15 protein-coding genes are annotated in these 16,552 nt (G+C 69.3%); 9 read left to right on the top strand and 6 right to left on the bottom strand.

Annotation, left to right across the window (positions count from 1 at the left end):
• Positions 1–29: 29 nt before the first annotated feature.
• Entirely contained in the window at positions 30–1,664 is a 1,635-nt protein-coding gene (locus tag FB384_RS22395) for an AMP-binding protein (protein ID WP_183786801.1), read from the top strand.
• A gap of 31 nt (positions 1,665–1,695) precedes the next feature.
• On the opposite strand, the gene FB384_RS22390 is transcribed toward FB384_RS22395, so the two are convergent.
• The gene (locus FB384_RS22390) at positions 1,696–2,487 is read right to left on the bottom strand and encodes an SDR family NAD(P)-dependent oxidoreductase (protein ID WP_183786800.1); all 792 of its coding nucleotides are present in this window, start codon (positions 2,485–2,487) and stop codon (positions 1,696–1,698) included.
• A 146-nt stretch (positions 2,488–2,633) separates the two neighbouring features.
• Here FB384_RS22390 and FB384_RS22385 point away from each other — a divergent pair, with 146 nt between their 5' ends.
• Positions 2,634–3,428: an SDR family NAD(P)-dependent oxidoreductase gene (locus tag FB384_RS22385; protein WP_183786799.1), complete on the top strand. Its 795-nt coding sequence runs from the start codon at positions 2,634–2,636 to the stop codon at positions 3,426–3,428.
• Between the two features lie 38 nt (positions 3,429–3,466).
• Here FB384_RS22385 and FB384_RS22380 read toward each other — a convergent pair whose 3' ends face one another.
• Both FB384_RS22380 and FB384_RS22375 read right to left on the bottom strand, forming a co-directional pair.
• The gene (locus FB384_RS22380; protein ID WP_183786798.1) at positions 3,467–4,966 is read right to left on the bottom strand and encodes a class I adenylate-forming enzyme family protein; all 1,500 of its coding nucleotides are present in this window, start codon (positions 4,964–4,966) and stop codon (positions 3,467–3,469) included.
• Between the two features lie 87 nt (positions 4,967–5,053).
• The gene (locus FB384_RS22375) at positions 5,054–5,848 is read right to left on the bottom strand and encodes an enoyl-CoA hydratase/isomerase family protein (RefSeq protein ID WP_183786797.1); all 795 of its coding nucleotides are present in this window, start codon (positions 5,846–5,848) and stop codon (positions 5,054–5,056) included.
• Positions 5,849–6,121: 273 nt separating this feature from the next.
• On the opposite strand from FB384_RS22375, the gene FB384_RS22370 reads away from it, so the two are divergent.
• Positions 6,122–7,561 (top strand): FadR/GntR family transcriptional regulator, encoded by a 1,440-nt coding sequence (locus FB384_RS22370; RefSeq protein ID WP_183786796.1) that lies wholly within the window; start codon positions 6,122–6,124, stop codon positions 7,559–7,561.
• Between the two features lie 16 nt (positions 7,562–7,577).
• Here FB384_RS22370 and FB384_RS22365 read toward each other — a convergent pair whose 3' ends face one another.
• Genes FB384_RS22365 through FB384_RS22355 form a run of 3 tightly spaced genes read right to left on the bottom strand, consistent with a single transcriptional unit; the run spans position 7,578 to position 11,015 of the window.
• Complete coding sequence (locus tag FB384_RS22365; protein ID WP_183786795.1) at positions 7,578–8,561, bottom strand: LLM class flavin-dependent oxidoreductase; 984 nt, start codon at positions 8,559–8,561, stop codon at positions 7,578–7,580.
• A 4-nt stretch (positions 8,562–8,565) separates the two neighbouring features.
• Positions 8,566–9,753, bottom strand: coding sequence for an acyl-CoA dehydrogenase family protein (locus tag FB384_RS22360; protein WP_183786794.1), 1,188 nt, complete (start codon positions 9,751–9,753; stop codon positions 8,566–8,568).
• 11 nt (positions 9,754–9,764) lie between these two features.
• Positions 9,765–11,015, bottom strand: a complete 1,251-nt coding sequence (locus FB384_RS22355; RefSeq protein WP_323985406.1) for an FAS1-like dehydratase domain-containing protein — start codon at positions 11,013–11,015, stop codon at positions 9,765–9,767.
• A gap of 172 nt (positions 11,016–11,187) precedes the next feature.
• On the opposite strand from FB384_RS22355, the gene FB384_RS22350 reads away from it, so the two are divergent.
• From FB384_RS22350 to FB384_RS22325, 6 genes are read left to right on the top strand one after another with little or no spacing between them, the layout of a single operon-like run.
• A complete protein-coding gene (locus tag FB384_RS22350; protein WP_183786792.1) occupies positions 11,188–11,640 on the top strand; it encodes a MaoC family dehydratase N-terminal domain-containing protein in 453 nt (150 codons plus the stop codon).
• Complete coding sequence (locus FB384_RS22345) at positions 11,637–12,023, top strand: MaoC/PaaZ C-terminal domain-containing protein (RefSeq protein WP_183786791.1); 387 nt, start codon at positions 11,637–11,639, stop codon at positions 12,021–12,023. The genes FB384_RS22350 and FB384_RS22345 overlap by 4 nt, the downstream gene beginning before the upstream one ends.
• Complete coding sequence (locus FB384_RS22340; protein ID WP_183786790.1) at positions 12,020–13,165, top strand: acyl-CoA dehydrogenase family protein; 1,146 nt, start codon at positions 12,020–12,022, stop codon at positions 13,163–13,165. The genes FB384_RS22345 and FB384_RS22340 overlap by 4 nt, the downstream gene beginning before the upstream one ends.
• A 10-nt stretch (positions 13,166–13,175) precedes the next feature.
• Positions 13,176–13,925, top strand: a complete 750-nt coding sequence (locus FB384_RS22335; RefSeq protein ID WP_183786789.1) for an SDR family oxidoreductase — start codon at positions 13,176–13,178, stop codon at positions 13,923–13,925.
• The gene (locus FB384_RS22330) at positions 13,918–15,321 is read left to right on the top strand and encodes an OB-fold domain-containing protein (RefSeq protein WP_221213552.1); all 1,404 of its coding nucleotides are present in this window, start codon (positions 13,918–13,920) and stop codon (positions 15,319–15,321) included. Before FB384_RS22335 ends, FB384_RS22330 begins: the two co-directional genes overlap by 8 nt.
• Positions 15,303–16,496 (top strand): acetyl-CoA acetyltransferase, encoded by a 1,194-nt coding sequence (locus FB384_RS22325; RefSeq protein WP_183786787.1) that lies wholly within the window; start codon positions 15,303–15,305, stop codon positions 16,494–16,496. Before FB384_RS22330 ends, FB384_RS22325 begins: the two co-directional genes overlap by 19 nt.
• Positions 16,497–16,552 lie beyond the last annotated feature (56 nt).

The raw sequence follows: 16,552 nt of genomic DNA, 5'->3' as shown, positions 1-16,552 counted from the left end.
CATCGACGTCGAACGAGGAGCTGGTAGCCGTGGCCCTGACCCCGGAGCAACGCGCTCGGGACCTCGCATTTCTACGGACGCGCTGGTACGAGGAGGGCCACTACTCCTCCCTCACCCTCGCCGACACACTCGTGAAAGCCGCTCGGGGCCTCGGGGACACCCGGATCGTCTTCGCATCCGAGGCCGACCGGCGCGAGTTCACCCTCGCCGAGGTCGTCACCCGCGGGCAGCAGGTCGCCTGCGGGCTCCGTGCGCTCGGTGTCGGCCCCGGCGACGTCGTTGCCGTGCAGATGCCGAACCGGCCCGAGCTGCTCGAGGCGTACTTCGGAATCTGGTTGGCGGGCGCCACTCTCGTTCCCGTCACGCACATCTACGGCCCCGGCGAAGTCCGCCACATCCTGCGGGACTCTCGAGCCAAGCTGCTCATCGTGCCCGACCGCTGGCGCTCGATCGACTTCGTCGAACGGATCGGACAGCTCGGCGACCTGCCGGACCTCGCGCACGTCGTGGTGCTGGGTGAAGCCCCGGAAGGCACCGTGCCGTGGAAGGAGTTGAATGCCCACGGCACGGTGCCTCCGGCCACACACGAGGTCGGCGCCGACACCGTCAGCGCGATCATCTACACCTCCGGCACCACCGGCGTCCCGAAGGGCGTGCAACACACCCACAACACGTTGCTGGCCGAGCTCCGCAAGGGTGACGCGATGACCGGACCCGAGCGGGACACGAGGATGATCCCGTGGCCCGCTGGGCACGTCGCCGGTCTGCTGGCGCTGTGCGGCAGCATCACCGCGGGCACCCACACGGTGGTGATGGACCGGTGGCAGCCCGAGCTCGCGGTCGCCCTCATCGAGGAGTACCGCTGCAGCCTCACCAGCGGCACGCCGCTGCACGTCGAGGCCATCCTCGACGCCGCAGCAGCCACCGGCCGCGACATCTCCAGCCTGCGCTCGATCCAGGTCGGCGGGGCCAACGTCACGCCATCGCTGATCGAGCGGGCGGACGCCGCCGGCACCGTCGTGTCCCGCGCGTACGGCAGCACCGAACACCCGCGCAGCGCGACCGCCCCGCTGGACGCCACACCGCAACGACGTGGCCGCACCGACGGGCGAGTTCGGTTCGGCGACGAGATCCGGATCGTCGACGAGACCTTCGCGCCCGTACCCATCGGCGAGGTCGGCGAGATCGTCACCCGCGGGCCCAGCCAGTTCGTCGGCTACCGCGACCCCACGCACGACCTCGCCGCGTTCCTGCCCGGAGGCTGGTACCGCACAGGCGACGTCGGCAGGCTCGACGCCGAGGGCTATCTCACGGTGACCGACCGGATCAAGGACCTGATCATCCGGGGCGGCGAGAACATCTCGTCCAAAGAGGTCGAAGACATCCTGGCCACTCATCCGCGAGTCCGCCACGTCTCCGTGGTGGCCGCACCCGACCCGCACTACGGCGAGGCGGTGGCCGCGTTCGTCGTGCTCAGCGACGGAGCGGAGCTGGACCTGGACGAGGTCCGGGCCCTGTTCGCCCGCAGCGGTGTCGCCCCCCAGAAGGCCCCCACCCGTCTCGAGGTGGTCGACGACCTGCCCCGTGCTCCGTCGGGCAAGGTCCGCAAGTTCGAACTCCGGGACCGTCTCCGGGCCGAGGCAGGCGCCCCGGCGACGCCGTGAGAAACGTGATGACCGGCGCGCGCCGTCCGGGTCAGGCCATCGATGCCCCACCGTTGACCCGCAGGACGTGGCCGGTCACGAATCGGCTGGCCTGCGAACACAGGTAGAGCACCGCGTACGCACAGTCCAGCGGTTCGGTAACCCCGGCGAGCGGGGACACCGCCGCCATCCGTTCCTCGAGCGCTCCGAATGCGTCCTCGTCAAGGGTGCCGTCGGGCCGCGTGGCACTCGCCTGAGTCATCCCCGAGGGGGTCCAACCCGGGGCGATCCCGTTCACCCGGATCCCGGCGGGTCCCAGCTCGACGGCGAACGTACGGGTCAGCGCCTCCCCGCCCTTCTTGGTCGCAGCGTAAGAGCCGGTCTCCCGGGTGCTGTAGTCGATGATCGTGGACAGCGAGTTGACGATCGCGCCACCCGGTCCCATCACCCGCGCGGCGGCCTGCGTGCCGACCAGGATGCTCGTCAGGTTCGTCGCGAGCATCCGCTCGAACTCCGCGACGGACACCTCGGCCAACGGCCGCCTCAGCATGATCCCGGCGTTGTTGACCAGTGCGTCGAGTCGGCCGTACGCGGCGACGGTGTCCGCCACGAGCGCCTCGAGCGAGGCAGGCTCGGCCACGTCGACCCGCTCCGACCGCGCCCGGCCACCTGTCTCGGTGATCGCCGCCGAGACCCGCTCCGCGGCCTCGCCGTCCCGGTCGGCGACCACGACCACGGCGCCCGCCGCGGCGAGCACCTCCGCGCTCGCCGCGCCGATCCCGCCCGCGGCGCCGGTGACGATCGCAACTCTGTCCTGCATCCCGAAGACAGTGCTGAGGTCCATACCTCTCCTCCCGATGAGCGAGGGCGGTGCACGGCGCCCGGCAGCCCTCTCGCCGCAGAACTCGATCCACCACACCCGAATTCACTATACTCAATTTCTGTCCCCGGGTCCTTACGGAACCCGCTCAGCCAACGGAGGTAGCGACGATGGCCCACTCCACCGAGGAGCCCACCGACTACGCGGACCGGCTCCGCCTGGACGGCAGACACGTGCTCGTCCTGGGAGGCGGACTCGGCATCGGCCACCAGACCGCGGCAGCCGCATCGGCACTCGGTGCGAACGTCACGGTGGTCGACACCGACGCCGAGCGCGCCAAGCGGGTCGCGGACGAGGTCGGTGGCCTCGCTCTGGTCGGCGACGCCACCCGTCGAGCCGATGTCGAACGCGTCGTCAGCGAGTCCGTCGACCGATTCGGCCCGCTGCACGGACTCGCCGACATCATCGGAATTTCGACGTTCGCTTCAATCGAGGACTCGGACGACGACGTGTTCGACCGCGGCATCGCGCTCAACCTGCGCCACGTCTATCTCGCGGTGCAAATCGGAGCCCGCGCCATGACCGACGGGGGCGGGTCGATCGCACTGGTCGGTTCCATCTCCGGCACTCGGTCGGCCCCGAAGCACGCGATATACGGTGCGGCCAAAGCGGCGGTGTCCAATCTCGCCGCGTCCGCCGCCGTCGAGCTGGGGCCGCAGAGCATTCGGGTCAACGTGGTCGCACCCGGGCAGACCTACACGCCGCGGATCGCCGAGCGACACCCGGAAGCGGGCTACTACGACGAGGCGTCCAAACTCGTTCCACTGGGCAGGGTCGGGATGCCGGACGACATCGCCTCGGCACTACTGTTCTTCCTCAGTCCGCTCTCCGGGTGGGTCACCGGCCAGACCTTGGTCGTGGACGGTGGAACCGGAAGCAAGTACCCCTACCCCATGGGGCAGTAGCGATATGGCCGGGGCACTGGCGATGCCCCGGCCATATCTCATACGCCGGCCGTCGCACCGATGCGGGACCGCACCAACTCCACCAGGTCGACCCGGCTCACCTTGGACGACGGCGTACGTGGCAGGCCGTCGGTCACGACGACGTGGGCGGGAACCTCGTAGGGGGTGAGCTCATGCCTGCAGAGCGCCACGAGCTCGGCCACCAGCGCGTCGCGGTCCATCTCGGCCCCTGGCTCGAGCTCCACGCCCGCCACCGGGACAGCACCGAGACGTTCGTGCGGCAGAGCCGCCACTGCAGCCTCCCGGACGGCGGCGTGGGACTCCAGGACCGCCGACACGACCGCCGGCTGCACCTTGAACCCGCCCCGGACGATCGCATCGTCCGCGCGCCCTTCGATCCACAGGAAACCGTCCGCGTCGATCCGTGCCAGGTCAGAGGTGCGGACCCATTCCGCGGAGCCGACCGCCGACTGGCCGGTGCGCACCTCGAGATGGCCCACGTCCCCCGTGGCGAGCTCGGTCCCGTCCGGCGCGGTGATCCGCAGCGCGGAGTTGCCGAAAGCCCGGCCCGCACTGCCCGCCTTCTTCTCCCACCACTGCTCGTGCATGCTGTAGGTCCAGCCGGCCACAGCGCCTGCGAACTCGGTCGCGCCGTAGGTCATCAGCACCCGGATTCCATACGTGCGCCAGAACCGATCGGCAAGATCGGGCGGGCAGGCCGTCGTTCCGGAGGTGACGGCTTTGAGGGACGACAGCCGCGCGGGTGGCGTGCCGGCGTCGAGCACGGCCCGCAGTCCGGCCGGGACAAGACCGGCCGCCTTCGGCCGATGCCGCTCGACAGCGGTGACCCACGGCTCGACGGCGAATTTGGCCATCAACGCGATCCGCCGGCCCGCCGACAGCGCGCCGATGACGCGCCACATGCCACCGATGTGGACCATCGGCGTGGCCGCGATCGTGACCGCTCGGCTGAGCAGCCGATCCTCGCGCGCGACCTGGCCACTCGATACCAACGACTCGTCCAACTGACGGTCCGAGAGCCGAACCCGTTTGGGCGGCCCGGTGGTGCCGGAGGTGAGCATCTCGATGGCGACACCCGGCGCGGTGTCGGCTCCCGCCGACGGGCTCCCGGCACGCACCGACACATCCGCGTCCTGGTCGAGCTCGAGCGCCACCCCACCGACGGTGACGGTGTCGACGATCCCGGCGAGCTTCGTCGCCGCACCGACGACCACCGGCAGCGACGCCCGCTCGACATCCGCCGCGAGCCGGGCGTCCGGCTGCAGCGGGCTGAGTGTCACCACGGTGCGGTCGGACGCCAACACCGCGACGAGCGCGGCGATGTGCTCCGGCCTGTTCTCCAGCACCAGGCCGACCCGGGCCCCTGCCCCCACCCCCGCGTCGTCGAGGGCGCGAGTGATCGTCTCGACCGCTCGGTGCAGCCGACCCCACGTCCACCAGTCGTCCTCGAACTCGACGACCGGGGCCTCTGCCGGTGCCTCCCGTATGAGCTCACGCAGCCGGTCACGGATTCCCACGGAGTCACCCTCTCCGGCGCCCATGACGGCGCCCTACTCGATCCAGAGAGATCAGATCGCTCTTATTCCGGTAACTCTTCTGCTCCGTCACCGCAGGTGCCAGTCGGATCGACGCACACTCGCCCGGTCGACCTGCGCCATCCCGATCGGGTTGCCGATCTGGGTGTAGGACAAGCCGGTCCGCAGCGCCTGGGTACGTGCGGAGTCGAGCGACTCCCAGACCGCCCGAACAGTGCCCTGCACGGCGGCGGGCGGCTTCGCTGCCACCGTCTCGGCGATCTCCGCGGCCCGCTTCCACAGCGCGGACGGGCGCACGACCTCGCTCACGAGCCCGATCTGCAGGGCCCGCTCCGGGGACATCCGCTCGTCCAGCCCCATCAACGCGATGCGCATCACCTCACCGAGGGGAATCCGGCGGGCCAGCCCGATGGGCTCCAGCGCCGCGGTCATCCCGTAGGTGACGTGCGGATCGAAGAACGTGGCATCGTCCGAGCAGAGCACGATGTCCGCCTCGTTGAGCCAGTAGAAGGCTCCACCTGCCGCCATCCCGTGGACGGCCACCACGAGCGGCTTCCACACGTGGTTCAGCTTCGGGGAAAGCTTTTCCCCGGGATCGACCCGACCCCAGACGTTCTCGACGTGCGCCAGCCCTTCCTTCACGTCCACACCGGTGCAGAACGCCCGCTCCCCTGCGGCGCGCAACAGCACGACGTGCACCGCGTCGTCGGCCTTCACCTCGGCCCAGATCGCCGCGAACTCGTCGCACATCGTCTGGTTGAAGCTGTTCATGGCCTCGGGTCGATCCAATGTCACGACCGCGACGTGTCCCGTCAGCTCGTAGGTGACCGTCGTCAACGCGTCGGGATCCAGTCTCGCGACCATCTCCAGGACGCCCTCCGTCCCGCCAGCACGGCGAAGAGTATTCTCAATTACGGCGAGCGTACCTCGGCCGGGCGATCGACAGAAGTTTCCAGTCCCATCGAGCGATACCGCCGTACTATGGGAGCGCTCACATGCGCGAACGCGCGACACGCGACCCGTCTACCGCGCAGAAGCGGTCAATACCGTACGCTGAATACACCTGAGATCGGGAGGATCGGTGTACGGCGAGCAGAGTTCACCCCACGGCGTGCGGTATCCCCGTGTGGACGAGCAATGACGAGCACACCCACCGCATCCCCGGACAACGCCGACCAGGAATCGACCGCGACCACTGAGAACAAGCTGGCCGCCCGGATCGCGCGTGAGCTGGAGAACGAGGTCATCGACCGCCACTGGCCGATCGGCGAAGTGCTGGGGTCGGAGACCGCGCTACGCGAGCGTTTCGGGGTATCCCGAGCGGTGTTCCGGGAGGCCGTCCGACTGGTCGAGCATCACCAGGTCGGACGGATGCGACGCGGACCGAACGGCGGGCTCGTGGTCACGGCCCCCGACGCCGGCCCGGCGACCCGCGCCCTGGTGATCTACCTCGAGTACCTGGGCACCAGCGTCGACGATCTACTGGAAGCCCGGCTGCTGCTGGAGCCGCTCGCCGCCCGACTCGCCACCGAACAGATTTCCGAGGAAGGAATCGCGGCGCTGCGCGAGCAACTCGCGGCCGAGGAGCAGCTGCTGGGTTTCGGCTCCGGGCGGGACGACGAGATCCACACGCGGCTCGCGACGCTCTCCGGCAACCCGGTCCTCGCGCTGTTCACCGAGGTATCGATCCGGCTCACCTACCGTTACGCGCGCACCCGACGCATCTCCCGGAGTGCGGCGGACGCCGCCACGGCGGACGCCCACCGTCGACACACCGAGATCGTGGACGCCATCATCTCCGGCGACGTCGCCGCTGCGGAGACCCGCGTGGTGTCCCACCTGGCCGACGTCCAGGAGTGGCTGCTCGCCCACCGGGCACGATCCTCGCGGGAGGCCCAGCCGCTCCGGGAACCCGCCGAAGCGTCCGGGCGGAAGCTGGCCGAGGTGGTCGCCGAGCGGCTGCACGACGACATCGCCGCAGACGGTTGGCAGATCGGGAGCGTCTTCGGCTCGGAAGCCGATCTCCTCGAGCGCTACGACGTCTCGCGAGCGGTGTTGCGCGAAGCGGTTCGCCTGCTCGAGCACCACAGCGTGGCGCGGATGCGCCGGGGACCGGGCGGCGGACTGCTCGTCGAGACACCGGATCCCACCGCGAGCATCCGCACCATGGCCCTGTACCTCGATTACCAGGGCCTGACCGGACAGGACCTCCGGGTGGTGCGCGAAGCCGTGGAGCTCGGCTGCATCAAGGCTGCGGCCGAGGTACCCACCGCACTGACCGCCGAGCGACTCGGCTCCGTCCTGGAACGCGGCGTGCACGGGGACGAGTCCGGAGACCGGTTCCACGCCGAGCTGGTCGATCTGGCTGGCAACCCGGTCCTCTCGCTGTTCCTGCGGATCATCACCGAGCTCTGGTCCCGGCACAGTCGTGCCGAACGGCCGCCCGCACCGGCTGTCGCCGAGGAGGTGCGCCGGGTCCACAAGGCGATCCTCGACGCGATCGTCTCCGGAGACACCGGCATCGCCCGGCACCGGATGCGACGTCATTTGCAGGCGCTCGACACCTGGTGGCACTGACCGGCCGGTCGGCGGCTCACGTGTGGTGCAGCTCCGGGAGTACCTGCTCGCCGAACAACTGCAGGCTCTGCCATCCCTGTGCGACGGGAATGCCGCCGCACAGCGGGTGCAGTTGAACCGGACGGGACGGATCGGCACGAAGCTCGGTGACCAGCTCCGCCGGGGACAGCACCCGGTAACGACCACCGTCTCGCAGTGCGGCGACGTCCTCCACCTCCCGGTACGGGCCGGGCGAGCCATCCCCTGCCGCCGCGAGCTGACGCCCGTAGGAATTCATCTCGTGGAGGAAATGCGGAGCCAGGGCCCGCCACGCCTCGTCCGGGTTCTCCGCGAGGAAGACGATGCCCTGCGGCCGCGGCGCGGCGGGGCCGGGGTCACTGCTGCCCAGCCGGACGACCTCGGCCCGGTAGTCCTCCCAGGAGGCCGACACGACGGGTTCGAAACCGTCCGCGATGCGGGCAGCGCGACGGGCCACTGCCGGCACCGCACCTCCGAGGGAGATGCGGGGTCCGCCGCGCCGGTAGGGAGCGGGCGTGAGCCGAGTGCGTCGCCCGCGGTACTCGAACGGTTCCCCGCTCAGCGCCGCCTTCACGGTGGTGACGAGATCGGTGACCCGCCGGGCCCGCTCGGCCAGCGGTACATCGAACATCGCGAACTCCTCGGCGACGTAGCCGTTTCCCACCACCACCTCCACCCGGCCGCGGCTCAGATGGTCGAGGACGGCCAGGTCCTCGGCCATCCGCAGCGGGTCGTAGAACGGCCCGATCATGGCTACGATGCGCAGGCGCACCCGGCTGGTGCGGGCCGCCATCGCCGCCAGCATCGGCAACGGACTGGGAAGGTAGTCGTCGTCCGCCCCGTGGTGCTCGGAGAGGCACACCTCCTCGAACCCTCTCGAATCCGCCCACTCCACCATGTCCAACGCGGCGGCATACTGATCGGCGGTCGAGTCCCCGCCGATGTCCGGGTTGCGGAAGTCGAAGCGCATCGTGAAGTGCATCGGCTCAGCGCGCCTCCCTGGGCAGGCCGAGGCCTCGCTCGGCGATCTGGTTGCGCAAAACCTCGTTGGCTCCGCCCGCGATGGTGTACGCGCGCGAGTAGAGATGCGCGTCCTGCCACCATCCCCCGCTGAGCACGTCGGGATCCGTCTCGGTGAGGATGCCGTCGATGCCCTGCAGCATCATCCCGTACTGCGCGAGGTCGTGGTTGGTCTCGCTGAAGAAGATCTTGCCGCACAAGGCGTCGACCGGGCCGTCCGAGCCGGCGGCCATGTGCGACTTGGCCATGGCGACAAGCGCGGTGTTGACCTGCACCCGAGTGGCGAGCGCACCGATGGTCCGGCGGGTCGCGGAGTCCTCCAACGCGGGCCGGCCGGAGACACGGCGCTGCCCGGCCAGTGTCAGCAGGTCCTGCAGAACCGCCACCAATTCGACACCGCGTGCCGCGACGCCGGACCGCTCGTGCCCGAGACTGCTCATCCCGACGCGCCAGCCACCGTCGACCGGGCCGAGCACGTTCTCCCTCGGAATCCGGACACCGTCGAGGAACACCTCGTTGAAGTCCGTGGTGCCGGTGATCTCGCGCAGCGGCCGAACCCGCACGCCGGGGGAATCCATCGCCAGTACGAACGCCGTGATCCCGCGATGCTTCGACGCCGTGGGATCGGTACGGGCGAGCAGATAGCCCATGTCCGCGTGGTGTCCGTTGGTCGTCCAGACCTTCTGCCCGTCGACCACCCAGTGGTCACCGTCGAGGCGGGCGCGAGTGCTCAGCGCGGCGAGGTCGCTTCCCGCGCCGGGCTCGCTGAACAGCTGACACCACACGTCCTGACCGGCACGGATGCGCGGCAGGAAACGGTCTCGCTGCGCGTCGGTGCCGTGCTCGATGATCGCCGCAGCGGCCAGCGTCGCTGCACCGATGGGGAGCCAGGTACGCGCCCGGGTGATCTCCTCGACGACGATGAAGGGTTCGAGCGGGTGGGCATCCGGCCTTCCTCCGTATTCCGCGGGCCAGTCGATCCCCAGATAGCCGGCCTCGAACAGCGCGGCGGTCCATTCGCGGATCGCCGGCAGCTGCTCAGTCTCCGGCGCGCGCACACCCGCTTTGGTCTTACGCCCCGGGGCGTGCTGCTCCACGAACGCGCGCACCTGCTTGCGGAACGCCTCGAGCTCAACCGGTACATCCAGCCGCATGTTCTTCCCCTTCAGCCGACGCCGAAGCGTTCGAGCTCGTGCGCCACCATGCCGTCGAGGTCCGGCGCAGGCGGCGTGGGCAGCTCGACCGCCCGCTCCCTGGTGGGCAACAGCACCACGGCGGTACCGAGCGTGGTGACCTCGCCACGTTGGTTCTCGCAGCGCACCGCAAGGTGCGCCTCGTGCCGCCCGTCGACGACCTGCTTGTCCACGACCTCGCCGCGGACCCAGGTCAAGTCACCGATGTAGTTGAACTTGCGGTGTTCACACCGCAGCTTCCAGAGCCACGCGTCGTCACCCATCCAGTCCGTGACGATGTGGGCGAGCCAGGTCTCCCGCATACCTCCGTAGTCGTAGGAGTTCGGTAGTCCCAGCTCCTGTGCACGCACCGGGTCCCAATGCAGTCGTTGCACGGTGTCCGGGACGTTCAGCACATTGCGCGGGAAGAGCCCGGGGGCCTTGCGCTTGACCTTTGCCAGGATCCCGAAGGCGCCGGGTGGGGTGAGCTGCATCCCCCAGCCCAGATGCCACACGACCACGTCCGTCGTGGTGAGCGGGCCTTTCGCGCGCTGCTGGAGTACGTCGCCGACAGCGACGTCCTCGAAGTAGCGCGGCTCGGCGCCGCGGCGGCTCTCGGCGGCGTACGCCGCCTCGACCTCCGAGAGCTGCTCATCGGTGTAGGCCTCTTGGACCAGCTCCTCCTTGGCCCGTTTCTTCGAGCTGTGCCGCTCGGCGTTGACCCACGTGCCACGACGTAGCGCGGTCATCTCTCCCGCACCGTTCGTGTAGAGGAAATCGTGCGTCACGTGAACGGTGCGCCCGCCGAAGCGAGACTCCTTGGGCGCCACGCCCACCTGGGTACGGAGCTGCCGGCAGCGGTCACCCAGCGCCAACGGGCGCCACCACTCGAACTCCATGGCCGCCTGGTACGAGCCCAGCCCGGCGAAGGGGTCCCCCTTCAGCAGGGCCTTCGTTTCCGGACTCGGGGGCGGGGCCGCGTCCTCTCCCATCGTGTAGAGGAACGTCGGCGGCGCGATCAGGCCGCCCCAACGGGTGCCGGCCGCGTACTCGGGGTCGCAGTACAAGGGATTGTCGTCACCGTAGCCGTAGGCGAAGTGGCGCGACCCGTCCCAGGTCACCTCGTAGTTGTGCGGCGGGTTGGGTTGCCGCAGGGGAACCCCGAGACGGCGACGAGACCGCTCGATCGCTGCCTCGGTGAGGACCCCGAAGGCCTCCGCCGGCGTTTCCTCGGTGCTCGTCACCCGCGTCCTCCTCGCTGGTTCGGCGCGTATCACCTTATTAAGTACCATGATTACAGCCTTCGGGCTAGCTCTGACCGTCCATCAACCCCGGGTTACACGCAAAACATTGACCTCTTTAACCTTCTGCTGGTTCTATCGGCAGGGTCAGCGGCGACGACGCGGCGGGAGAGCGATGACAAGAGTCGACACGGTGTCACCGGCGGAGCTGGTCGGCACGGACTTCGGTCCGCACGAGGTACTTGTCGAGACCGCGCTGCTGCGACTGTTCACCAAGGTCGTCGGGATGAACGACCCGGTGCACCACGACCCGGCCGCGGCGGCGAGGGCGGGCCTGCCCGGGCTACTGGTCCCGCCCACGTACCTGTTCGGCCTCGAGCGCCAACACCCGGAGGTACCGCGGATCATCGACAAACTGGGCATCGACATCGGCTCGGTCCTGCACGGCGAACAGAGTTTCCGATATCACGCCCCCTGCTACTCGGGTGACGTGCTGAGCTTCCGGCCACGGTTCGCGGACTACTACGAAAAGAAGGGCGGCGCGCTGCGCTTCCTCGTCCGGGATTGCGCCGTCACCAGGGACGGCGATCCCATCGCCGAGCTGCGGAACGTGGTGGTGATCCGATGATCGTCGGCACCGAGCTGCCCCCTCTCACGCTCCCCCCGATCAGCCGCACCACATTGGCGCTCTATGCGGGTGCTTCCGGCGACCACAATCCCATGCACATCGACGTCGACGCCGCGCAGCAGGCGGGCCACCCGGACGTCTTCGCGCACGGGATGTTGTCGATGGCCTATCTCGGCCGCGCACTGACCGGTTGGTTCCCGCAGGAACGGCTGCGCGAGTACTCGGTGCGGTTCGTGGCGGTCACCCCGGTACACGGGCAGCCGACCTGCAACGGCACCGTCACCGCGGTGGCCGACGGCACCGCGACCATCGAGCTGACCGTCACACTGGCCGACGGGACCGTCACGCTGCAAGGCAGTGCCCTGGTGGAGGACGCCACATGAACGCGACATACGTATCTCCGTGGGAGACCGAGGAACTGACTCTCCTGCGGGACACTGCGACACAATTCTTCACCGATGTCGGCATGCCGCAGATGGAGAAGTGGGAATCCCAGCATTTCGTCGACAAGGAATTCTGGCGCCAAGCCGGCGAACTGGGCCTGCTGTGCGCGATGGTCCCCGAGGAGTACGGCGGCCCCGGCGGCACTTTCCTGCACCACATCGCCATCATGGAGGCACAGGGCCGCACGATCGATCGCGGCTTCGGCAACTCCGTCCACAGTGGCATTGTGGCGGACTACATCCTTGCGTTCGGCTCGGAGGAGCAGAAGCGGACCTGGCTGCCGAAGATGGTGTCCGGCGAGGCGATCGCCGCCATCGCGATGACCGAACCCACGGCGGGCTCGGATCTCAAGGCGATCCGGACGAGGGCCGTACGCGACGGCGACTCCTACGTCATCGACGGTTCGAAGACGTTCATCACCAACGGCGGCACTGCCGACCTCGTCGTCGTCGCGGCCAAGACCGACCCGGACGCCGGCGCCAAGGGCGTCTCACTACTACTCGTCCCGGCCGACGCTCCCGGATTCCGCCGAGGACGCGTCCTGGACAAGATCGGCCAGCAGGCCGCGGACACCTCGGAGCTGTTCTTCGACGGCGTCCGGGTGCCCGCAACCAACCTCCTCGGCGAGGAGGGCGCGGGCTTCCGGATGCTGATGAAGCAGCTCTCCCAGGAACGACTGTTCATCGGTCTCGGCGCCATCGTCGCGGCGGACGTCGCGCTGGAGCACACCATCCGCTACACGAAGGAACGCGAAGCCTTCGGAGCCCCGCTCTTCGACATGCAGAACACCCGGTTCGAACTGGCCGAGTGCGCCACGGCGGTCCGGATCGGCCGCATCTTCTTCGACGACTGCGTGGCCAGGCACTCACGCGGGGAGCTCGATGCGACGACGGCCTCGATGGCCAAGTACTGGCTCACCCAGACCCAGTGCGATGTGATCGACCGCTGCCTGCAGCTGTTCGGCGGTTACGGGTACATGCGCGAGTACCCGATCGCGAGGATGTATGCGGACGCGCGGGCCCAGAAGATCTACGGCGGGGCGAACGAGGTCATGAAGGACCTCATCGCCCGTTCCCTCTGATCGGAGTCTGATGAACGGTTCACTCGAAGGGCAGGTCGCCCTGATCACCGGCGGGGCGGGCGGGCTCGGCTCGGCCGCCGGCGCTTGGCTCGCGGCCGAGGGCGCCACGGTCGTCCTGGCCGACCTGGCCACGGAATCCGCGCAGGCGGCCGCGGAGAAGCTGAGGGCAGGCGGGTACGCCGCCGAAGGTGTGGGGGTCGACGTCACCGACTCCGCGGCCGTCGAACAGGCCGTCGCGGACGTCGCCGCCCGCCACGGCGGGCTCCACATCCTGCTCACCAGCCATGGTTTCCCGCGGGACGGCCGGTTGCTCGACATGACCGACGAGCAGTGGCGCGCGGTACTCGACGTGTGCCTGTCCGGAACGTTCACCACGGTCCGGGCCGCCGCTCGTCCGATGGTCGCGGCAGGCTACGGCCGGATCATCACCATCGCTTCGCGCGCCTGGCACGGGAACCCCGGACAGGCCAACTACTCCGCAGCCAAGGCCGGCGTGGTCGGTCTGACCCGCAGCGTCGCGAAGGAGCTGGGCCGCAAGGGCATCACGGCGAACTCGATCGCCCCCGGGCTGGTCGAGACTGCCTCGCTGCGCGGCCTGGACACGTTCGCGGCCATCGAGGAGCGCGCGGTCAAGGACAACAGCATCAAGCGGATCGGCCAGCCGGACGACGTCGCCGGAGCAGTCACGTTCCTCGCTTCGCCGACGTCGGGCTTCATCACCGGTGAGGTCCTGCATGTCTCGGGAGGACGCTTTGGCTGAGTCGAACTCGCCCGGAATCACGGGATACGCCTCGTACGTGCCGCGCTACCGGCTCGACCGGAACGAGGCCGCGGCCGCGACCGGGGACACAGCCCGCGGAACCCGCACGGTCGCCGCCTACGACCAGGATTCCACCACGATGGGAGTGGAGGCCGCGCTGGCCGTCGGCGGCCAGCCTGCGGACCTCTGGTTCGCCACCACCGCACCGGCCTATGTGGACAAGACGAATGCCACCCTGCTGCACTGTGCTCTCGGCCTCGCCGAGAACGTGCCCGCCTACGACTTGGGCGCCTCGGTACGCTCGGCCCCTGCGGCCCTGCGCGCGGCGAGCCGCAGCGGCGGGCTGGCCGTATTGGCGGATGTGCGGGACGGATTGACCGGCGGCGCGGACGAACGCACGGGCGGCGACGCCGCCGCGGCGTTCACGTTCGCCCCGGGCCCTGTCCTGGCCGAGGTGCTCGGCACGGCAAGCACCAGCGCGGAGTTCCTCGACCGGTGGCGGCTACCGGGCGAACTCGGCTCCACCGCGTGGGAAGAACGATTCGGTCAGGGCGAGTACACCCGACTGGCGGCCCGTGCGGTCGACGATGTGCTCAAGGCGGCGGACCTGCCGGCCGCGGACGTCGACGCCGTCGCGGTGGCAGGCCCGCACGGTCGCGCGGTGAAAGCGGCCACCGGGTCGTTGGCCAAGCAGACCGGCGCTCGGGCGGACACCCTCGATCTGCTGGACCTGGTCGGCAACGCCGGCGCCGCGCACTTGGGTCTGGTCCTGGCGGACCTGCTGGACCGGGCGGCACCGGGAGAGACGCTGCTCGTCGTCTCATTGGCGGACGGGGCGGACGCGTTCCTGCTCCGCGCAGGCGAGGCGTTGCCGGGCCATCGCGCGGGCCGACCGGGCCTGCGCGACGCACTCGCCGACCCCTTGGCCGTCGGATATCCGACGTACCTGCTGTGGCGTGGCCGGCTCGACAGGGAGAAGCCTCGCCGACCGGACCCGGTACGACCGTCTGCACCGTTCGCTGCGCGCAACACCGCCTTCAAGCACGGCTTCGTCGGCGGCCGCTGCCAGGTCTGCGGCACGGTGCAGTTCCCACTCCCGCGCATCTGCCTCCGCTGCCGGGCCGAGGACGATTTCGCCGAGGTGCGGGCCGCAGGCGGGCGCGGAACAGTCGTCACGGTCACTGTCGATCGCCTGGCCTTCACCCCGAGTCCGCCACTGGTCAGCGCAGTGCTCGACCTCGAGGTCGGAGGCCGCGTGCAGATCGAGCTCACCGACGTCGACCCGGCCGAGGTGGCGGTCGGCGACACCGTGATGTTGACCTTCCGCCGGCTGGTCACCACCGAGGGCATCCACAACTACTTCTGGAAGGCACGCCCATGGCGATTCACTCGTTGAGCGACCGTGTCGCCGTCGTCTCCGTGGGGTGTACCCCCTTCGGGGAACGCTTCGACCGCAGCGTGGACGATCTGATCGTCGAGGCCGTGACCGATGCCTGGAAGGGCGCGGGGATGGACGGCGACGACGTCGACGCCTACTGGATGGGAACCTACATCTCCGGCATCTCGGGGCTGACACTTTCCCGCCCTCTGAAACTGGCCGGAAAGCCGGTCACGCGGGTGGAGAACATGTGTGCCACAGGCTCCGACGCGTTCCGCAACGCCGTCTACGCCGTGGCGTCCGGTGCCGTGGACGTCGCCATGGCCGTGGGTGCGGAGAAGCTGAAGGACAACGGGTTCTCCGGTTTGCCCTCCCCACGTCCGCAGGACGACGGCACTCGGATCACCACCTCGGCGCCTGCCAACTTCAGCCTGCTCGGACCCGCCTACCAAGACCGCTACGACGTGTCACCCGAGGACTTCCGGACCGCGATGAGCCACGTGGCGTGGAAGAACCACGCGAACGGCGCGCTCAACCCCCGCGCGCAATACCGGAAGGAGGTGTCGGTCGAGACCATCGAGAAGGCACCTGTGGTCGCAGGCCAACTCGGCGTGTTCGATTGTTCCGGGGTGTCCGACGGCGCTGCCGCGGCCGTGCTCGTCCGCGCGGAGGATGCCTACAAATACACGGACAAGCCGCTGTTCGTGAAGGCCCTGTCACTGGCCTCGGGCTACGGCTCGGGCGGCTTCGATCAGTCCTACGACTACACGACCTTCACCGAGGTCGAACTGTGTGCGAAGGACGCCTATGCGCAAGCGGGCATCACCGACCCGCGCCACGAACTCGCCCTCGCAGAGGTGCACGACTGCTTCACCCCCACCGAGATCGTGCTGATGGAGGACCTCGGGTTCTCCGCACGTGGAACGGGCTACAAAGACGTGCTGGCCGGGGCGTTCGACCGGGACGGTGACCTGCCGGTCAATCCGGACGGTGGGCTGAAGAGCTTCGGGCACCCCATCGGCGCCAGCGGTCTGCGGATGCTGTTCGAGTGCTGGACGCAGCTGCGCCACGAGGCAGGCGCCCGCCAGGTCGCAACCGCGGACCGCGGCCTGGCACTGACCCACAATCTCGGCGGCGCCCCGGGAGACTGCGTTTCCTTCATCTCCATCGTCGGAACGGAGAAAAGTAGCTGAGACCGCCACAGCTGCTGAACGAGGTCGGTGGCGAGGCCGACGACGGTGCGAACCAG

It is taken from the genome of Prauserella sediminis, from assembly GCF_014195435.1.
In the GTDB taxonomy this organism is placed as follows: domain Bacteria; phylum Actinomycetota; class Actinomycetes; order Mycobacteriales; family Pseudonocardiaceae; genus Prauserella; species Prauserella salsuginis.
Note: the sequence above shows the minus strand (reverse complement) of the source record. Positions and strands in the feature narration are given on the sequence as shown.

What these genes read in the sequence shown, in the direction of transcription:
- FB384_RS22390 (WP_183786800.1), bottom strand. Translation starts at nt 2,487, where the DNA reads ATGGACCTCAGCACTGTCTTCGGGATGCAGGACAGAGTTGCGATCGTC.
- FB384_RS22385 (WP_183786799.1), top strand. Translation starts at nt 2,634, where the DNA reads ATGGCCCACTCCACCGAGGAGCCCACCGACTACGCGGACCGGCTCCGC.
- FB384_RS22375 (WP_183786797.1), bottom strand. Translation starts at nt 5,848, where the DNA reads ATGGTCGCGAGACTGGATCCCGACGCGTTGACGACGGTCACCTACGAG.
- FB384_RS22370 (WP_183786796.1), top strand. Translation starts at nt 6,122, where the DNA reads ATGACGAGCACACCCACCGCATCCCCGGACAACGCCGACCAGGAATCG.
- FB384_RS22365 (WP_183786795.1), bottom strand. Translation starts at nt 8,561, where the DNA reads ATGCACTTCACGATGCGCTTCGACTTCCGCAACCCGGACATCGGCGGG.
- FB384_RS22360 (WP_183786794.1), bottom strand. Translation starts at nt 9,753, where the DNA reads ATGCGGCTGGATGTACCGGTTGAGCTCGAGGCGTTCCGCAAGCAGGTG.
- FB384_RS22350 (WP_183786792.1), top strand. Translation starts at nt 11,188, where the DNA reads ATGACAAGAGTCGACACGGTGTCACCGGCGGAGCTGGTCGGCACGGAC.
- FB384_RS22345 (WP_183786791.1), top strand. Translation starts at nt 11,637, where the DNA reads ATGATCGTCGGCACCGAGCTGCCCCCTCTCACGCTCCCCCCGATCAGC.
- FB384_RS22340 (WP_183786790.1), top strand. Translation starts at nt 12,020, where the DNA reads ATGAACGCGACATACGTATCTCCGTGGGAGACCGAGGAACTGACTCTC.
- FB384_RS22335 (WP_183786789.1), top strand. Translation starts at nt 13,176, where the DNA reads ATGAACGGTTCACTCGAAGGGCAGGTCGCCCTGATCACCGGCGGGGCG.
- FB384_RS22325 (WP_183786787.1), top strand. Translation starts at nt 15,303, where the DNA reads ATGGCGATTCACTCGTTGAGCGACCGTGTCGCCGTCGTCTCCGTGGGG.